Origin of the sequence: Lysinibacillus capsici, assembly GCF_003367505.1 — a bacterium.
GTDB lineage: Bacteria > Bacillota > Bacilli > Bacillales_A > Planococcaceae > Lysinibacillus > Lysinibacillus capsici.
This window is the reverse complement of sequence record NZ_PXXX01000027.1, coordinates 15,157-31,361: the sequence shown is the minus strand read 5'-3', so window position 1 is coordinate 31,361 and position 16,205 is coordinate 15,157. Positions and strand designations below refer to the sequence as shown.

Here is a 16,205-nt window from a genome sequence, read left to right as displayed (position 1 = left end):
GTTCAGTTTTCAAGGTTCATATCGTTCGCCGCTGTTTCAGCAGCAACTCTTATATAATACCACGCGCTACAAACTGTGTCAACAATAATTTTAAAATTATTTTCCGTTTCAATCAGTTGTATTAGCGACTTTTATAAATATACCATAATCTTTTTATATTGCAAGCCTTTTATAAAATAAATATTAAAGCTGTTATTCCTAAGACACCAGGAATACCTAAAACAGCGATTGTTAAGACCGAAAACAGATTGATTGGCACATTATATCCTATATAACCAATACCTAAATGGATTACGAATAATAGTAGAAAAGCAAATGCAAATCTAAACCAAAACACCGATAATCCTTCTAAGATCTTACCCAATTTAGCATGTCTTATTATTACATAAAGAAAAAGAAGCCCGACAGGAATACAAATACTCATAATTACTAACCCAGACATATAGTTGCCCCCTCAATTAAATAATTATGAAAGTTTATGTTTCCTGTTTTGCTTCTATGAATATTTTACAGAGAACTATTTTATTAATACCTTACGAATTCTAGCTTCCTTAAACAAATAGAAATGAATACTTTCTGCTGTTTTGCGTTGAGCAATTACACCTAGGTCATAATCATCCATTAATTCTTCTATTATCTTTGCCTGTTGTAAATCCTCTTTTGTTTCTTTAATCAGATTCACAAGCTTATCATCGAATTCTTTTTTTAATTTCCCTTTACTACGGAAGAACATACTAATCCCTCACTCATAACTCGCGTCGGCCTTCCATTGCCTTAGATAGCGTAACCTCATCTGCATATTCTAGATCTCCACCTACTGGCAATCCATGAGCAATACGGGTTGTACGAATGCCAGACGGTTTGACAAGGCGAGAAATGTACATAGCGGTTGCCTCACCCTCGATTGTTGAATTTGTAGCTAAAATAAGTTCTTGGACACTTTCATCTTGCAAGCGCACTAGCAAAGAAGCAACATTAATGTCTTCTGGACCAATACCATCCATTGGTGAAATTGCTCCTTGAAGTACATGGTACATACCGTTGTAGTCACGCATTTTTTCCATTGCAATCACATCTTTTGTATCTTGTACAACACAAATAATAGAATGATCTCGCTGCTTATCTGTACATATGTGACATGGATCTACATCTGTTATATTGCCACAAACAGAGCAGTAGCTTAGGTTTCGTTTAGCATCAATCAGTGCTTTAGAGAAAGATAATACATCATCTTCCTTCATTGTTAACACAAAAAACGCCAGACGAGCCGCAGTTTTCGGCCCGATACCTGGCAATTTCATAAAACTATCGATCAATTTAGATATTGGTTCTGGGTAGTACATATGAATACCTCCTAGAATGGAAGGTTTAAGCCTTGCGTGAATTTACCCATAGTTGAGTTTGTTTTTTCTTCTACTTTTTTCAACGCTTCATTTGTTGCAATAACAATTAGGTCTTGTAGCATTTCGATGTCTTCTGGGTCTACTACAGATTCATCCAGATTTACTGAAACTACTTCACGCTGACCAGAAACTGTTACTTTCACCATACCGCCGCCTGCAACACCTTCGAATTGCTCAGCATTTAAAGCTTCTTGTGCCTCCATCATTTCCTTTTGCATTTTTTGCATTTTTTTCATCATACCTTGCATATTTCCCATTCCACGCATAAATGTTTCCTCCTAAAAATTTAATCTTCAATTATTTCAACAAAATCTTTACCAAAGAGCTTTTCAGCCTCTGTCACAAGTGGATCTTGTGAAGCAAGAGGTTGGGCATCATCGATAAATGGTTCTTCTGGCTTTTCTGCCGGTGGTGGCTCTAATAATTCTTCTCCATGCTCTGATTCAGACTGTGATTTCTTTTGCTGCAGACCATGATCACGAATAAACTCTTCACGCATTTTTAACCATGATTCTTCTGGTATGCATAGCATCTCGTACATTGTACCAGTTTGCCCTGCAATTAATTGTGTAAAGTGAGCCTTTAAAGACTGGTTGTCGGCAACCATCTGACAATGAATATCATACTTGAATTTTAACACAAAAGCACTTGAAGATGCCGCAACAGGTTCGGCTTCTGCTAAAAGAGCAGATTGTGATTTTTGCATTTGACTTAAGGCCTGCGCCCAAATGGACTTAATGCGTTGCACATCTTGCTTTGTGGCATCTTTCAGCACTTCCTGAATACGACCTGTAGGTGCTTTATAACCATTCGGACTTTTAGCTCGGGGCCGTTGCTCTTTTTGTGCTGTCGGCGTTTGCACTGGAGTCCCCGTTTGCAGTTGTAAGGATAGTTGCTGAACCAGCTGTTCAAGAGCCACAATTTTTTGAGTGAGATCAGGGTTTTCTCCCATTTCATTTGTAGTCACCGTTTGATGGGCTATCCCTCCTGAAAACTGTACCATTTTAAGCAAAGCCGTCTCTAAATAAATTTTGGTATGGTGAGAGAAACGCATCTCTTGCTGTGTCTTTGCCAGTATATCGATATACCCATAAAGCATATTTGGTGCAAATTCGTGTGCTAAAGTGAATACACGTTCCTCAGGAGATACAAGCTCTAAAAGTTCAGCTAAATCATCACTTGTTTGAAGTAATAATAAATCGCGGAAAAATGTAACTAAATCCTCTGAGAGCCGCAAAGGGTCCTTACCGTCAGCTATAAGTTGCTCTAAAAGGGCAAGCATTTGCGCAACATCTTTTACCTTGAGTGCCTCTGCTAGATCATAAAAAACATCCTGACTAATAGAACCTGTAACTAATAACGTATCCTCAAGTTTTAATTTTTCGCCACTAAAAGACACAACTTGGTCCAATAAGCTTAAAGCATCACGCATTCCCCCTGCGGCTGATTGTGCAATCACCTTTAAACCTTGTTCTTCATATGGCAAGTCAATATCTTCCAAAACAACCTTCATACGTTCAATAATATCATTAGTAGAAAGTCGTTTAAAATCAAAACGCTGACAACGAGAAATGATCGTAGCAGGCAATTTATGAGGCTCTGTAGTTGCTAAAATAAACACAGCATGAGGAGGTGGTTCTTCCAACGTTTTTAAAAGAGCGTTAAAAGCGCTTGTAGAAAGCATATGCACTTCGTCTATGATGTACACCTTATATCTACTGCTTGCGGGAGCAAAACGAACCTTTTCTATGATATCCCTAATCTCTTCAACACGTGAATTTGAGGCTGCATCAAATTCAATTACATCTGGATGAGAACCATCTGTAATACTCATGCATGTAGCACATTCATTACAAGGCTCTTTCGATGGTGCATGTTCACAATTCAAGGCCTTCGCAAAGATTTTAGCAGTACTTGTTTTCCCTGTACCACGGGGCCCAGAAAACAAGTAAGCATGTGTTGTTTTATTTGCTAGGAGAGCATTTTGTAGCGTTCTTTTGACATGTGTTTGACCAGACATTTCTCGAAAAGATTGTGGTCGATACACACGGTAAAATGCTTGATACGTCACTGATTTCCTCTCTCCTTCTCCATTTAATTGAATAGTTTTATTATAGCATTTGCAGCATTATATAGAAAATGAAGATGCTAAATTTAAAATAAAAAAGCATCCGCCTATAATAGACGGATGCTTTGAATTGGCAATTTAATGCCGTGCACCTTTCCTTGACAGCCGCACATAAGCGTTACTCTTGTCGTTAGCTCAGATTAGGCAACCCCGCGGCACATGAATAAGACCACTTAATGCTGCTTCCTTCCGGACCTGACATGGTTCATGGGTATCCATTGCGCAGGACCCAATCGTCAACACTACGTGCAAAAGGCAGACCAAACAATACGGACAGCCTCGAAAAAGGAATTCAGTCTCGCTAGAGCGGATTGCGAGTTACAGGACACCGCTACCTTCCCACCTAGCACGGCAATAACTAGTATACTGACTGTTTGTATAAAATGCAACTTAATGCACAAATTATTTATTTCTAAGTGACGATTTAAACATTATATATTTTTTCAAAAATTATCTTGACGTTCGTTTCTAGTTATGATAAATTTATTTTTGTCGATAAGACAGTAAAGCAATATAACATGGAGGTATACCCAAGTCTGGCTGAAGGGATCGGTCTTGAAAACCGACAGGCGGGTAACACCGCGCGGGGGTTCGAATCCCTCTACCTCCTCCAGTTTTAAATTTCCGACTACGAATGTAGCCGTTTTTTTTTGCCCAAATTGTATGTATTACTTGTTAGATACCACTTCCGCCTCGGTTGTGGTATTTTTTATTATATCAATGATGGGAGGTTGTTGAATTGCAATCGAAATTACTTATGACGCGTGCTTCCCTTACTTGGATTTTCATTATTGCTGTTATGACCGCAGTAGGTAGTGAAATTAAAATTATGCCTTTTGCTAATACAACTTTCCGTTTTGGTTTAGGAACCATTGTCTTCTTTTTATGCACATTAATTAAACCTACACCAATTATTTTAGCCGGTGTAGCTACCAGTATTGTGACAACTATTTTTCGGGTTATTAATTCAACAATACATGATGTTCCGATTGCCGAGAGTATATTTAACCATTTACCAGCTGGTTTATTTTATGTATTGTTTGCAGTATGCCTGCAAATTTTAGATATTCAACAATACAGAGAAAAACCACTAAAACTTGGTTTACTCGTTGCTTTTAGTGAGGTTATCAGTAATTTAGCTGAACAAATTTTCCGCTTTTTTGTCCAAACATATACTTTTTTATTTCTCCATGATCTCTTGATCCTATTAGCGGTAGCATTATTACGAAGCTTTTTTGTAGTAGGGATTTACAGCTCTATTTTGATAGCTGAACAAAAAAAACGGGTACAAGAAATGCTGAATATTGGATCTGATCTCTATGTGGAGACACTATATTTAAAAAAATCAATGAATCATATTGAAACAATTACAGGTAGTGGTTATGAATTATATCGTCAGTTAAAGACACTAGGTTTTCGAGCGGAAAGTTTACAAGCACTTCATATTGCCCAGGAAATCCATGAAGTGAAAAAGGATTCTCAACGGATATATGCTGGTATTTCAAAGATTGTCGGTGAAAAGAGCTTTGGCCCTTTTGTATTATCTGAATTATTGCATTATATTGAAGAAGGTAATAGGAAATATGCAGAATTACTCGGTAAGGAAATACAATTTAATACATGTATAGACTTCGATTTTCAAACGAAAGATCATATTGCACTCCTTGCTCTATTAAATAATTTATCAGCCAATGCTGTTGAGGCTATTGAAAAGCAAGGGATCATTTCTATTGCTATTGAGCGCCAAGAGGATAATACTGTAATAACCGTATGTGATAATGGACAAGGGATTTCACAAGCAGATATTTCTGTTATTTTTGAACCTGGATACACCACTAAATTCAATGTTGATGGTGTTGCAGCAACTGGCATTGGGCTTTCACATGTTGCTGAACTAGTAGAAAAATTAAAAGGCTCAATAACCGTTGAATCAAACAATCAATACACAACGTTTAAAATCATAATTCCTACGCAAACTATTCAAACGGGAGAGACTTAAATGAGGTATTTTATTGTAGATGATGATCGTGCAAGTCGTGTTATGTTAAAGCAAATTATTGAAGATAGCGGGTTAGGAACAGTTATTGGTGAGGCTCGCAATGGTGAGGATGCCATTCCACAAATTTTAATGACACAGCCAGAGTTTGTGCTTATTGATTTACTGATGCCTAAGCTTGATGGCATAGCAACTGTGGAACAACTTATGCAAAATCGTTTCGAGGGACAATTTATTATGATTTCACAGGTAGTGAATAAGGAAATGGTTGGCGAAGCATATGAGCAAGGAATTGATTTCTTCATTCATAAACCAATCAATCGTATTGAAGTCGAAAATGTTTTGAAAAAAACAACTGAACAATTTCGACTTAAAAATTCACTATTAGTGATACGTCAATCACTTACAAATATTGAGTTAAGTGAACAAAAGACTCATAAAGCTACATCACGAGACCATATTCAATCTATTTTGAATGATATGGGGATTGTCGGGGAAATTGGTAGTGAGGATATCATTGCCATTATAGAAACATTACTTGCTCACCAGCACAAGATTGCCCCCCTTCCTCCATTAAAAGAGCTTTATGAAGAAATTGCAGCTGTGACCAAGGCTACGCCAGATGAAATTTTAAAAGAGAGTAAAGCCATCGAGCAGCGTGTGCGTCGTACAATATTAGCTGCCATGATTAATCTCGCTAATTTAGGGGTTGTTGATTACACAAACTCAGAATTCGAGTACTATGCCCCTCGCTACTTTGATTTTAAAGAAATTCGTCAGCTCATGACACAGATTGAAGATCACGATAATCGTAAAGCAAAGGTAAATATTAAGAAGTTTATTCAAGTGTTATATTCAGACATTTTAACAAAAGTAAATTAATTTTCTCGGATTTTGTCGGATTCCATAAGTCCTCCGTATTATTAAAGTAAGGCGTGTCCTAAAAATTTAATATTAGGGGAGGTACAAAGGATTTGAAAAAGAAATTTAAAGTCAGTTTAGCCGCTCAGATTTTAATCGGTTTGATTTTAGGGATCATTGTTGGCGGTATCTTTTACGGAAATCCCAAAATTGAGACATATCTACAACCATTAGGGGATATATTTTTACATCTTATTAAGATGATTGTTGTACCAATTATTATTTCGACATTAATCGTTGGTGTTGCTGGTACTGGAGATATGAAGCAGCTTGGACGATTAGGCGGGAAATCTATAATTTACTTTGAGATTATTACTACAGTTGCAATCGTAGTTGGATTACTTTCCGCAAACATTTTCCAACCTGGTGCAGGTCTTAACATGAATGAATTATCTCAAGGAGATATTTCGAAGTATGTATCAACAACTGAGGAAGTTCAGCATGAGGGACCATTTGATATCATTGTAGGCATTGTCCCAACAAATATTATTCAGTCAATGGCTGAAGGTAATATGCTAGCAATTATCTTCTTCTCAGTTATTTTCGGTTTAGGGGTTGCTGCAGTAGGAGATCGAGGGAAACCAGTCTTAGACTTCTTCCAAGGGGTAGCAGATGCTATGTTCTGGGTAACAAACCTCGTAATGAAATTCGCGCCACTAGGGGTATTTGGTTTAATTGGTGTAACCGTTTCCAAATATGGGTTTGCTTCACTGGTTCCACTTGCCAAATTAGCAATTCTTGTTTATGCAACAATGCTATTCTTTATCTTTGTCGTTCTTGGACTTGTGGCAAAATTCGCAGGAATCAGCATCTTCTATTTAATTAAAGTATTAAAAGATGAGCTAATTTTAGCCTTCTCAACAGCAAGTTCTGAAGCTGTGTTACCACGTATTATGATGAAAATGGAGAAATTAGGGGCGCCAAAGGATATTGTATCTTTTGTTATACCTACCGGTTACTCCTTTAACTTAGATGGGTCAACACTATATCAAGCCATTGCAGCATTATTTATTGCACAAATGTACGGTATTCACCTAAGCATTGGTGAACAAATTACGTTAATGCTTGTATTAATGGTTACATCAAAAGGTATTGCAGGTGTACCAGGCGTATCATTCGTAGTACTTCTAGCAACTTTAGGTACTGTAGGTATTCCACTTGAGGGACTAGCCTTCATTGCTGGTATTGACCGTATTCTTGATATGGGACGTACAGTTGTTAACGTAATTGGTAACTCATTAGCGTCATTAGTAATGGCTAAATGGGAAGGCCGTTTCGATCGAGAAAAGATGAAAAATTACTTTAATGATAATGAAAATCTAGCGTAATTTAAAAAAATCCTCACGATGTTGGATGGCATCGTGAGGGTTTTTTTATTTTGCTAACACTTTATCTAAATAAGCGATAATTGATTCTTTTCCATTGGCATGTGCTTCTTGAGCGCGTTTTTCATCTTTTTCAAGCTTAGCCTCTGCCGCTACAACGATTTTTTCAGCATCTTGCTGTGGCACAACAATTACACCATCCACATCCCCAATAATATAATCACCAGGATGAACCGTAACTCCTCCAATGGCGATCGGTACATTTACTTGACCACCGCCGTTTTTATTGCCTGCTGCTACAGTAGTGCCCAACGAAAATACAGGGAAATTTAATTCGCGAATTGCTGCAATATCACGGATTACACCATCCACAACAAAACCTTGTACACCTATCCCTTTTGCTAAGGAGATCACAAAATCTCCAGCAACAGCTCGGTTTGTATTTCCTTTTGCATCAATTACTAAAATATCCCCTTCATTTGCAGCCCTAATCGCTTCCAAAACTGCCCCATTTTCACCATCTGGTAAACGTACAGTTACAGCTCGCCCAGCAACTTTAAAATGGTCTGCTAACGGCTTAATATCACTTCGCACATTGGTATGCCCACCAGTTGCATCTGAAATAGCTGTTGTTGGTAAATGCTGAAAGCTTACTTCCACTTTTGTCATACATAACACCCCTATTATGATTAATGACTTACACTAGTATTGTAAATAAAAAATATATCCTATTTCAATATATCTCGAAAATAGTAGTCATTATTAGAATTAAATAATTTCAATAAATTGCTTTGATTGCTCGTCTAAGGCTTCAGCAGCAGATGCTATTTCACTAAAGTCGTTTGCTGTGACAGTAATTTGTTCATTTGTTTTATCTATTTTTTCTGCTATTTTTGTAATACTATCAGTCACCTGACCAATTTCTCGCTCAATGCCCTCCACATTATCCTTCACTTCTGAAATAGATTGTTCAACTCTTACAGAAAGCTTACGTACCTCTTTCGCCACTACATCAAAACCTCTTCCATATTCTCCAGCCCTAGCGGCTTCAATAGCTGCATTTAATGCCAATAAATTAGTTTGTGAGGCAATTTCTTGTATAGTTTTGACAATCCCTTTAATAGAATCTGCTTGTTTCTGAAGCTGCACAAGATTACTTACATTTTCATTTGATTCCTTTGAAACCACTTTAATGGTTTCTAGTAGATCTTGGCTATTTTGAATGCCCGCCTCTGAACGCTGGTAAAGCTTATTAGACATGCCCTTCAACTTGTCGGCAACACTAACTATCTCATGTTGGCGTTCGGTGATATTGGTAGCTATTTTGGATACACCTATTACTTTTCTTGTATTATTTGCGAAGACAGGCATATATGTCGCTTCCAGCCAAATTATATTACCTCTAGCATCAATTCTTTCTATTTTGTCCTGATAGCTGTTTCCTGCCGTTAGGTGACGCCAAAATTTATCGTACTCCATACTATTAACGAAATCAGGCAAACAAAAGTCTTTATGATGTTTTCCTAGCATTTCCTGCACTGTATAGCCTAATGTTTGAGCAAATAGTTCATTGACATACGCTACTCTTCTATCCATATCGAAGCGGATAATAGCTATATTGCGTTCAATAGCCTGTACTACTAAATCATCGGTTACTTGAGTCTCTACACTATGCATAAAGAACACCCCATCCGTTACTAATTTTTTACTTAAAATTTAATTATTTTACTTTTATATTACATTAATTATGCCTCAGTGTAATTGCAGCAGATGTTAGTGTACCTGCTGCATCAAGATCAAAAACATGGAGAATGTTCATCCATGTTTTTTTAATAAACGTAAAATCCCTTCAGAGGTAGCCGCTACACGTAAGAACTTCTTTTGCTCTGCACGTATAAAGCCTTCCTCTAGCATTGTTTTAAAATGCTGTAGAAGTGCATCATAGAATCCATGGACATTATATAAAATGACAGGTTTTGTATGAAGGCCAATCTGAGCCCAAGTAAATACCTCAAAATATTCATCTAAAGTCCCTGCGCCACCTGGCAGAGCAATAAAAGCATCGGCTAACTCGGCCATTTTAGCTTTACGAATATGCATAGAGTCTACAATATGAATTTCTGTTAATGAGGCATGGGCCAATTCACGCTTTTGTAAATGTGTTGGCATCACACCAATCACTTCTCCTCCAGCTGCTAAAACAGCATCGGCTACCTTCCCCATTAGGCCTGTTTTAGAACCACCATAGACAACCCCGTGACCGTTTTTTGCCAGTGCTGTACCAAGCTCAGCAGCTTTCTCTGCATAAATAGGGCTTTTACCCAAACCGGATCCACAATACACTGCGATTCTTATAATAATCCCTCCTATTCAAAAAACGTGAAACAATTGGCTATATATTGTCTCACGTTTTTTGGTCATTTATTTTACTTTTATTTTCGTAAATGGCTTGTTTGTTTTAGCATATGACTGATACGGCTTACAATTGATTCAATGGCATCAGGATTTTTTAATAAATCATAATCATTAATATCTAAACGTAGAACGGGACAAGAATTAAAATTATTTATCCAATTTTCATAGCGTTCATGCATTTCTATCCAATAATCATTCGGTGTTTGTTGCTCCATTGTACGTCCTCGCTCTTGAATACGCCCAATAACTGCATCAATAGGTCCTTCAAGATAGACAAGCAAATCTGGATGTGGGAAATAAGGTGTCATCACCATTGCATCAAACAAATTTGTATAAGTCTCATAATCTGTTGGGCTCATTGTTCCTTTATCATAATGCATCTTAGCAAAAATGCCAGTATCCTCATAAATAGAACGATCTTGTACAAATCCTCCACCATATTCAAAAATACGCTTCTGTTCTTTAAAACGCTCTGCTAAAAAGTAGACCTGTAAATGAAAGCTCCATTTTTCAAAGTCCTCATAAAATTTATCAAGGTATGGATTTGTGTCTACTTTCTCGAACGAGGTACGAAAGTTCAGTGCCTCTGCTAAAGCCTTTGTCATCGTCGATTTTCCTACCCCAACAGTACCTGCAATCGTAATAACCGTTTGTGGTGGAATATCGTACTTCTCTCTTAAATTCATTATTGCAAACTCCTTTGTTGTAACGTATCTTTAATTATTTTTAAAACATGATTTAAATCATTTGGATTTTTTACAAAATCAAGCTGATCTCCATTAAATCGAATAACTGGAATTTCGGGATGCATGCTTTCAAAATGCTCGATAAAAGAATGATAGTCGGCCACAAGCTGCTCCATGTAATCACGTGAAATCATCTTTTCAAACTCTCGCCCTCGCATGGCGATACGCTTCATTAATGTCTCAACGCTGGCATGTAAATAAACCACTACATTCGGAACAGGCATGTCTTTCGTTAAAATTCTATAGATTTCCTCATACTTCTCGTATTCAGTTGGTGCCAATGTACGCTTCGCAAATATTAAATTTTTAAAAATATGATAGTCTGCTACAACAGGTTTGGCATGTGCTAAACGAAATTTTTTAATATCGGTTAGTTGCTTATAGCGATTACAGAGGAAGAACATTTCCGTTTGGAAACTCCACTCCTCAATGTTTTCATAAAACTTATTTAAAAAAGGGTTTTCGTCTACAATTTCTTTTAATAGATGGTAATTAAATGTCGCTGCTATCTCTTTCGATAAAGAGGTTTTACCAACACCAATCGGACCTTCTACCGTAACAAATGGAACCGTCACCAGAAGCTCCTCCTTTTGTTCTATGGATTCGATCATTGTGTCCTACATAAAATGAATCAGTACCTTTCATTTTATCATAGTAGGAAAATGAAAAACAGAATCAACCTATTGTTCTAGTAAATTTACCTGGGATATTCTTCTCATGATGACATAGAAAAAAGACATCGAGAATCTACTTCCCGATGCCTTTATACTTATTTATAATTTCACTCGTTGTAAACGAAGTGCATTTAATACGACCGAAACTGAACTAAAGGCCATCGCTGCGCCTGCTACCCATGGAGCAAGCAGACCGAGTGCAGCAATTGGAATACCTAATGTATTATAAGCAAATGCCCAAAATAGATTTTGTTTAATATTACGCATTGTTTTTCTACTCATTAGAATGGCATCCGCGATACTATTTAAATCTCCACGAATAAGCGTAATATCTGCAGCTTCCATTGCCACATCTGTCCCTGTACCAATTGCCATCCCAATATTCGCTGTTGCTAAGGCAGGTGCGTCATTAATACCATCACCAACCATCGCTACTTTTTTACCTTGAGCTTGAAGTTTTTTCACTTCATCAGCTTTACCTTCTGGTAAGACTTCTGCAATAACATGATTCACGCCTACCTCTGTTCCAATTGCTTGAGCAGTACGCTCGTTATCACCAGTCATCATGATGACCGTAATACCCATATCCTGTAAACGACGAATAGCTTCTTTTGATGTATCTTTCACGGTATCAGCCACAGCTACTAAACCTGCATATTGCCCATTAATGGCTGCTAACATGGCTGTCTTACCATTTCGTTCTAGTTGCTCCATTGTTGGTAAAATATCATTAATATGAATACCATATTGTTGCATTAATTTACGTGTGCCAATGATAACACCTTGACCTGAGACAGTTGCCTGCACACCATAACCCGGTATTGCTTCAAAGAATTGAACGTCACCTAAAGCTATGCCGCGTTTTTCTATGCCTTGAACAATGGCTTCAGCTAGTGGATGCTCTGACTGCTTCTCTGCTGCTCCGATTAAGGATAAAAAGCGTGCTTCATCTTGCTCTGGCGCTAACAGAACATCTGTAAGCTCAGGTTTACCATGTGTCACTGTTCCTGTTTTATCTACAACAACTGTATCTATGCCTTGTGTTTGCTCTAAATGTTCTCCACCTTTAAATAAAATACCAAACTCAGCTGCACGTCCAGAGCCTGCCATTATTGAAGTTGGTGTTGCTAACCCAAGTGCACATGGACAAGCAATGACAAGAACTGCGATTAATACCTCTAAAGCAGGTGTAAATTCCCCTGGACGGACCCAAATAATCCAAATTAAAAAGGTTACAATGGCTATGCCAACAACAATAGGTACGAAAATCCCCGAAATCTGATCTGCTAAACGTTGAATAGGTGCTTTTGATCCTTGAGCATCTTCGACCACTTTAATAATTTGTGCTAATGCTGTATCACGTCCAACCTTTGTTGCAGTCATTTTAATAAAACCATTTTTGTTAATAGTTGAGCCAAATAATAGATCACCTTGCTTTTTATCAACTGGTAGACTTTCTCCTGTTAGCATCGATTCATCAACAGCTGTTGTCCCCTCTATTACCTCACCATCTACAGGAATTTTTTCACCTGGTTTCACTAAAATAACATCGCCAATAATAACTTCTTCTAATGGGACCTCCTTTTCTATACCGTCACGTACAACGATTGCTGTCTTTGCCTGAAGTCCCATTAGTTTTTTTATGGCTTCAGATGAGCGTCCTTTTGCCTTTGCCTCAAACAATTTACCTAGTAAAATAAGTGTAATTAATACAGCACTCGTTTCAAAATAAAGATGTGGACCGTGATGTGATCCTATCGTTACAATCGCTTGATAGACACTATAGAAATAGGCCGCTGATGTCCCCATAACAACAAGCACATCCATATTTGCACTACCATTGCGTAATGCTTTATATGCCCCTACATAAAATTGTTTACCAATAATAAATTGCACTGGCGTAGCCAATACCATTTGGACCCATGGATTCATTAGAAATTCTGGAACATATAAAAATGACGTAAAGGAAAAATGACCAACCATCGTCCATAGCAGTGGTAAAGAAAGTATTGCCGATAAAATAAATTTATGTTGTTGCTGTTTGATAGCTTTTTCACGATGATCCACTGTTTCCTGCTCATCTGCCTTTTGATGTGCCCCATAGCCTAGCTTCTCAACTTTTGTAATGATATCTGAGATGGATACTTCCGAAGGATTAAACTCAATCATCGCTTTTTCCAGTGCTAAGTTGACATTAGCAGAGGAAATACCACTTAGTTTATTTAACCCTTTTTCAATGCGAGTCGCACAGGCTGCACATGTCATACCTGTAATATCAAGTTCAGCTTTTTGTTTAACAACACCATAGCCAAGTGCTTCTATTTTCTTTTCAAAATCTGCTTCACTTAGTTTAGTTGGGTCATATTTAATAGATGATTTTTCAAGTGCTAAATTTACTGTTGCATGTTCTACACCATCCATTTTATTTAACCCTTTTTCTATTCGAGTGGCACAGGCCGCACATGTCATCCCTGTAATTTGCAAATTAGCTTCCTTATGATCAGAACTCATTTACCTTTCACCTCTCCTTATACCGACTAGGGGTATATATTTTTGAAAATAAGAGAGTGCCACAGAAGCACTCTACAAATTTTATTTTACTTCATAGCCTTGATCATCAATTGTCTCTTTAATTTGATCAAGTGATACTTGTGCATCGTCAAATGCAACATCAACTAAACCTTCTGCTAAATTTACTTTTACTTGTTCAACACCAGCTAAAGCACCAACGTTTTTTTCAACCGCGTTTACACAATGACCACATGACATTCCTTGTACGTTTAATGTTACGTTTTGCATAATAAAATCTCTCCTTTTGTATGTTTTTAATCTATTTTTTCATTAACTTTTGAATCGTTATTACTAACTCATCTAATACTGCTTCATCGCCCTCTGATAGACGATCCACAACACAGCCCTTTAAATGACCTTCTAATAATATTTTTGCCACACTATTTAATGCAGATTGTGTAGCAGATAGTTGCGTAATAATATCATCACAGTAAACGTCTTTATCAATCATTCCCTTAATACCACGAATCTGACCTTCAATTCGATTTAAGCGAGTTGTTAAATCCTTTTTCACACGCTCAGGGTGATGACTTTTTCGGCAAGACGTAGCTTCCTCTATATGACAAGCATCCTCTTTTACTGTCTCCTCCATTCATTACACCTCCTATTTGTAATTATCATACTATACCCAAGAAGGGTATGCAAGTCATAAAAAATTTTATTTATCATCGTGATGATGTTCATGGTCATTTTCTAATTTACATAAAATGGAATTATCGTGTCGGTGTAAGGATGTTTCTAATTGAATTGTTACATGCTTAATGCCCTTATGTTGAAGATTATGTTCAATTTTCCGCAAGATATGCTCACTCTCAGCTATTTTCAATTGATCATTTACAACCGCATGACAGGATAATGCATTCGTTCCACTAGTAATTGTCCAGATGTGTAAATCGTGGATACTTTCTATTCCATCAGTCTGCTCTATTAACTGAATAATCTCCTGAACATCTACATTTGAAGGTGTCCCCTCCATTAAGACATGAATGGAGGCTTTTGTGACATGGTAGCCACTTCGTACGACCAATAATGCAACAATAACGCTTGCAAGAGGATCTGCCCAGCCCCAGCCAAAAAACATAATTAATAGTGCCGCAACAATAGCTCCTACAGACCCTAGCATATCACTTAGTACATGTAAAAATGCTCCGCGCATATTTAAATTATCCTTTGTATCACTTCCACGCATCATAATCCAGGCAACTAAAATGTTTACGAACAAACCAATTATACTAATTATAAGCATTCCAGTTGTAGCTACTTCTGGTGGGTTTGTAAATCGTTCAATTGCTTCATAGAAAATAAATAATGCGATTCCTATTAATGTAATGCCATTCAATACTGCAGCTAGAATCTCAAATCGTTTATAGCCGTATGTCTTACTATAGCTTGCAGCTTTTTCCCCAAACATAAAAGCTAACATTGCTATGCCTAAAGAGATAGAGTCGCTTAACATATGCCCTGCATCTGATAAAAGAGCCAAACTATTTGTTAAAAAGCCACCAATGGCTTCCACTACCATATACCCTGTAATAATAATAAACGACAGTAATAATACCTTTTTATTTGCACCATGTGTATGATCATGGCCATGGTCGTGTTGATGTCCCATTGTTATTCCCCCATTTCATTTTAGTTATGAGCCGCATGCTCAATAGCCTGCTTCAATAAATTCATAATGTGATCATCGTCCTTAGAATAATATATGGTTGTTCCTTCTCTCCTAAATTTCACCAATCTTAAATTTTTAAGAAAGCGTAATTGGTGGGAAACGGTTGATTGGCCTAAATCTAAAATTTCTGCAATATCATTAACAGAATGTTCATCTGAACAAAGTAAGTTTAAAATACGAATTCGTGTTGGATCACTCAAGGCTTTAAAAGTCTGAGATACTACAAATAATGTCTCTTCATCTAAATGCTGATCAATATTTTTTTGCATTTCTGAACTGTTTAATTTTTCATCCATAGAAGTTTACCCCATTCTTCAATATTTATATATGAGCATGTGTTCATATATAAATATA

18 protein-coding genes, 1 tRNA gene and 1 other RNA gene are annotated in these 16,205 nt (G+C 37.1%); 4 read left to right on the top strand and 16 right to left on the bottom strand.

Annotated elements, in window-relative coordinates:
* Window positions 1-169 precede the first annotated feature (169 nt).
* The 6 genes from C7B89_RS21665 to ffs form a co-directional block, all read right to left on the bottom strand.
* Window positions 170-442 carry a pro-sigmaK processing inhibitor BofA family protein gene (locus C7B89_RS21665; protein ID WP_048391019.1) on the bottom strand — a complete coding sequence of 91 codons (273 nt, stop codon included), beginning with the start codon at window positions 440-442 and terminating at the stop codon, window positions 170-172.
* A gap of 75 nt (window positions 443-517) precedes the next feature.
* The gene (locus C7B89_RS21660) at window positions 518-733 is read right to left on the bottom strand and encodes a YaaL family protein (RefSeq protein WP_004233954.1); all 216 of its coding nucleotides are present in this window, start codon (window positions 731-733) and stop codon (window positions 518-520) included.
* Between the two features lie 13 nt (window positions 734-746).
* Window positions 747-1,343: a recombination mediator RecR gene (gene recR, locus C7B89_RS21655; protein ID WP_048391017.1), complete on the bottom strand. Its 597-nt coding sequence runs from the start codon at window positions 1,341-1,343 to the stop codon at window positions 747-749.
* Between the two features lie 11 nt (window positions 1,344-1,354).
* Window positions 1,355-1,669, bottom strand: coding sequence for a YbaB/EbfC family nucleoid-associated protein (locus C7B89_RS21650; RefSeq protein ID WP_004233957.1), 315 nt, complete (start codon window positions 1,667-1,669; stop codon window positions 1,355-1,357).
* Window positions 1,670-1,689: 20 nt separating this feature from the next.
* The gene (gene dnaX, locus C7B89_RS21645; protein ID WP_115674563.1) at window positions 1,690-3,474 is read right to left on the bottom strand and encodes a DNA polymerase III subunit gamma/tau; all 1,785 of its coding nucleotides are present in this window, start codon (window positions 3,472-3,474) and stop codon (window positions 1,690-1,692) included.
* A 141-nt stretch (window positions 3,475-3,615) separates the two neighbouring features.
* Window positions 3,616-3,883: signal recognition particle sRNA large type (gene ffs / locus C7B89_RS21640), an RNA gene on the bottom strand.
* Window positions 3,884-4,051: 168 nt separating this feature from the next.
* On the opposite strand from ffs, the gene C7B89_RS21635 reads away from it, so the two are divergent.
* The 4 genes from C7B89_RS21635 (at window position 4,052) to C7B89_RS21620 (ending at window position 7,776) form a co-directional block, all read left to right on the top strand.
* Window positions 4,052-4,144, top strand: a tRNA-Ser gene (locus tag C7B89_RS21635).
* A 126-nt stretch (window positions 4,145-4,270) separates the two neighbouring features.
* Window positions 4,271-5,530 (top strand): sensor histidine kinase, encoded by a 1,260-nt coding sequence (locus C7B89_RS21630; RefSeq protein ID WP_112116956.1) that lies wholly within the window; start codon window positions 4,271-4,273, stop codon window positions 5,528-5,530.
* Window positions 5,531-6,409, top strand: a complete 879-nt coding sequence (locus C7B89_RS21625) for a response regulator (protein WP_048391012.1) — start codon at window positions 5,531-5,533, stop codon at window positions 6,407-6,409.
* Between the two features lie 92 nt (window positions 6,410-6,501).
* The gene (locus tag C7B89_RS21620) at window positions 6,502-7,776 is read left to right on the top strand and encodes a cation:dicarboxylate symporter family transporter (protein ID WP_016995246.1); all 1,275 of its coding nucleotides are present in this window, start codon (window positions 6,502-6,504) and stop codon (window positions 7,774-7,776) included.
* Window positions 7,777-7,821: 45 nt separating this feature from the next.
* Here C7B89_RS21620 and C7B89_RS21615 read toward each other — a convergent pair whose 3' ends face one another.
* The 10 genes from C7B89_RS21615 to C7B89_RS21570 all read right to left on the bottom strand — a co-directional run bounded on the left by C7B89_RS21615 (window position 7,822) and on the right by C7B89_RS21570 (window position 16,147).
* Window positions 7,822-8,442 (bottom strand): RraA family protein, encoded by a 621-nt coding sequence (locus tag C7B89_RS21615; protein ID WP_115674562.1) that lies wholly within the window; start codon window positions 8,440-8,442, stop codon window positions 7,822-7,824.
* Between the two features lie 99 nt (window positions 8,443-8,541).
* Window positions 8,542-9,450, bottom strand: coding sequence for a methyl-accepting chemotaxis protein (locus tag C7B89_RS21610; protein WP_115674561.1), 909 nt, complete (start codon window positions 9,448-9,450; stop codon window positions 8,542-8,544).
* Between the two features lie 138 nt (window positions 9,451-9,588).
* Window positions 9,589-10,116 (bottom strand): LOG family protein, encoded by a 528-nt coding sequence (locus tag C7B89_RS21605; protein WP_004233967.1) that lies wholly within the window; start codon window positions 10,114-10,116, stop codon window positions 9,589-9,591.
* 89 nt (window positions 10,117-10,205) lie between these two features.
* On the bottom strand, window positions 10,206-10,874 hold the full coding sequence (locus C7B89_RS21600; protein WP_004233968.1) for a deoxynucleoside kinase: 669 nt from the start codon (window positions 10,872-10,874) through the stop codon (window positions 10,206-10,208).
* Window positions 10,874-11,509 (bottom strand): deoxynucleoside kinase, encoded by a 636-nt coding sequence (locus C7B89_RS21595; protein ID WP_004233969.1) that lies wholly within the window; start codon window positions 11,507-11,509, stop codon window positions 10,874-10,876. Before C7B89_RS21595 ends, C7B89_RS21600 begins: the two co-directional genes overlap by 1 nt.
* A gap of 198 nt (window positions 11,510-11,707) precedes the next feature.
* Complete coding sequence (locus tag C7B89_RS21590) at window positions 11,708-14,119, bottom strand: heavy metal translocating P-type ATPase (protein ID WP_115674560.1); 2,412 nt, start codon at window positions 14,117-14,119, stop codon at window positions 11,708-11,710.
* 81 nt (window positions 14,120-14,200) lie between these two features.
* Window positions 14,201-14,407 (bottom strand): copper chaperone CopZ, encoded by a 207-nt coding sequence (copZ, locus tag C7B89_RS21585; RefSeq protein ID WP_036121975.1) that lies wholly within the window; start codon window positions 14,405-14,407, stop codon window positions 14,201-14,203.
* A gap of 31 nt (window positions 14,408-14,438) precedes the next feature.
* On the bottom strand, window positions 14,439-14,771 hold the full coding sequence (locus C7B89_RS21580; protein WP_115674559.1) for a metal-sensing transcriptional repressor: 333 nt from the start codon (window positions 14,769-14,771) through the stop codon (window positions 14,439-14,441).
* Window positions 14,772-14,837: 66 nt separating this feature from the next.
* Window positions 14,838-15,791 carry a cation diffusion facilitator family transporter gene (locus tag C7B89_RS21575; RefSeq protein ID WP_115674558.1) on the bottom strand — a complete coding sequence of 318 codons (954 nt, stop codon included), beginning with the start codon at window positions 15,789-15,791 and terminating at the stop codon, window positions 14,838-14,840.
* A gap of 20 nt (window positions 15,792-15,811) precedes the next feature.
* Window positions 15,812-16,147 carry an ArsR/SmtB family transcription factor gene (locus tag C7B89_RS21570; protein ID WP_004233978.1) on the bottom strand — a complete coding sequence of 112 codons (336 nt, stop codon included), beginning with the start codon at window positions 16,145-16,147 and terminating at the stop codon, window positions 15,812-15,814.
* Window positions 16,148-16,205 lie beyond the last annotated feature (58 nt).

What these genes read in the sequence shown, in the direction of transcription:
- C7B89_RS21650 (WP_004233957.1), bottom strand. Translation starts at nt 1,669, where the DNA reads ATGCGTGGAATGGGAAATATGCAAGGTATGATGAAAAAAATGCAAAAA.
- C7B89_RS21600 (WP_004233968.1), bottom strand. Translation starts at nt 10,874, where the DNA reads ATGAATTTAAGAGAGAAGTACGATATTCCACCACAAACGGTTATTACG.
- copZ (WP_036121975.1), bottom strand. Translation starts at nt 14,407, where the DNA reads ATGCAAAACGTAACATTAAACGTACAAGGAATGTCATGTGGTCATTGT.
- recR (WP_048391017.1), bottom strand. Translation starts at nt 1,343, where the DNA reads ATGTACTACCCAGAACCAATATCTAAATTGATCGATAGTTTTATGAAA.
- C7B89_RS21665 (WP_048391019.1), bottom strand. Translation starts at nt 442, where the DNA reads ATGTCTGGGTTAGTAATTATGAGTATTTGTATTCCTGTCGGGCTTCTT.
- C7B89_RS21580 (WP_115674559.1), bottom strand. Translation starts at nt 14,771, where the DNA reads ATGGAGGAGACAGTAAAAGAGGATGCTTGTCATATAGAGGAAGCTACG.
- C7B89_RS21660 (WP_004233954.1), bottom strand. Translation starts at nt 733, where the DNA reads ATGTTCTTCCGTAGTAAAGGGAAATTAAAAAAAGAATTCGATGATAAG.
- C7B89_RS21625 (WP_048391012.1), top strand. Translation starts at nt 5,531, where the DNA reads ATGAGGTATTTTATTGTAGATGATGATCGTGCAAGTCGTGTTATGTTA.
- C7B89_RS21610 (WP_115674561.1), bottom strand. Translation starts at nt 9,450, where the DNA reads ATGCATAGTGTAGAGACTCAAGTAACCGATGATTTAGTAGTACAGGCT.
- C7B89_RS21615 (WP_115674562.1), bottom strand. Translation starts at nt 8,442, where the DNA reads ATGACAAAAGTGGAAGTAAGCTTTCAGCATTTACCAACAACAGCTATT.
- C7B89_RS21590 (WP_115674560.1), bottom strand. Translation starts at nt 14,119, where the DNA reads ATGAGTTCTGATCATAAGGAAGCTAATTTGCAAATTACAGGGATGACA.
- C7B89_RS21570 (WP_004233978.1), bottom strand. Translation starts at nt 16,147, where the DNA reads ATGGATGAAAAATTAAACAGTTCAGAAATGCAAAAAAATATTGATCAG.
- C7B89_RS21575 (WP_115674558.1), bottom strand. Translation starts at nt 15,791, where the DNA reads ATGGGACATCAACACGACCATGGCCATGATCATACACATGGTGCAAAT.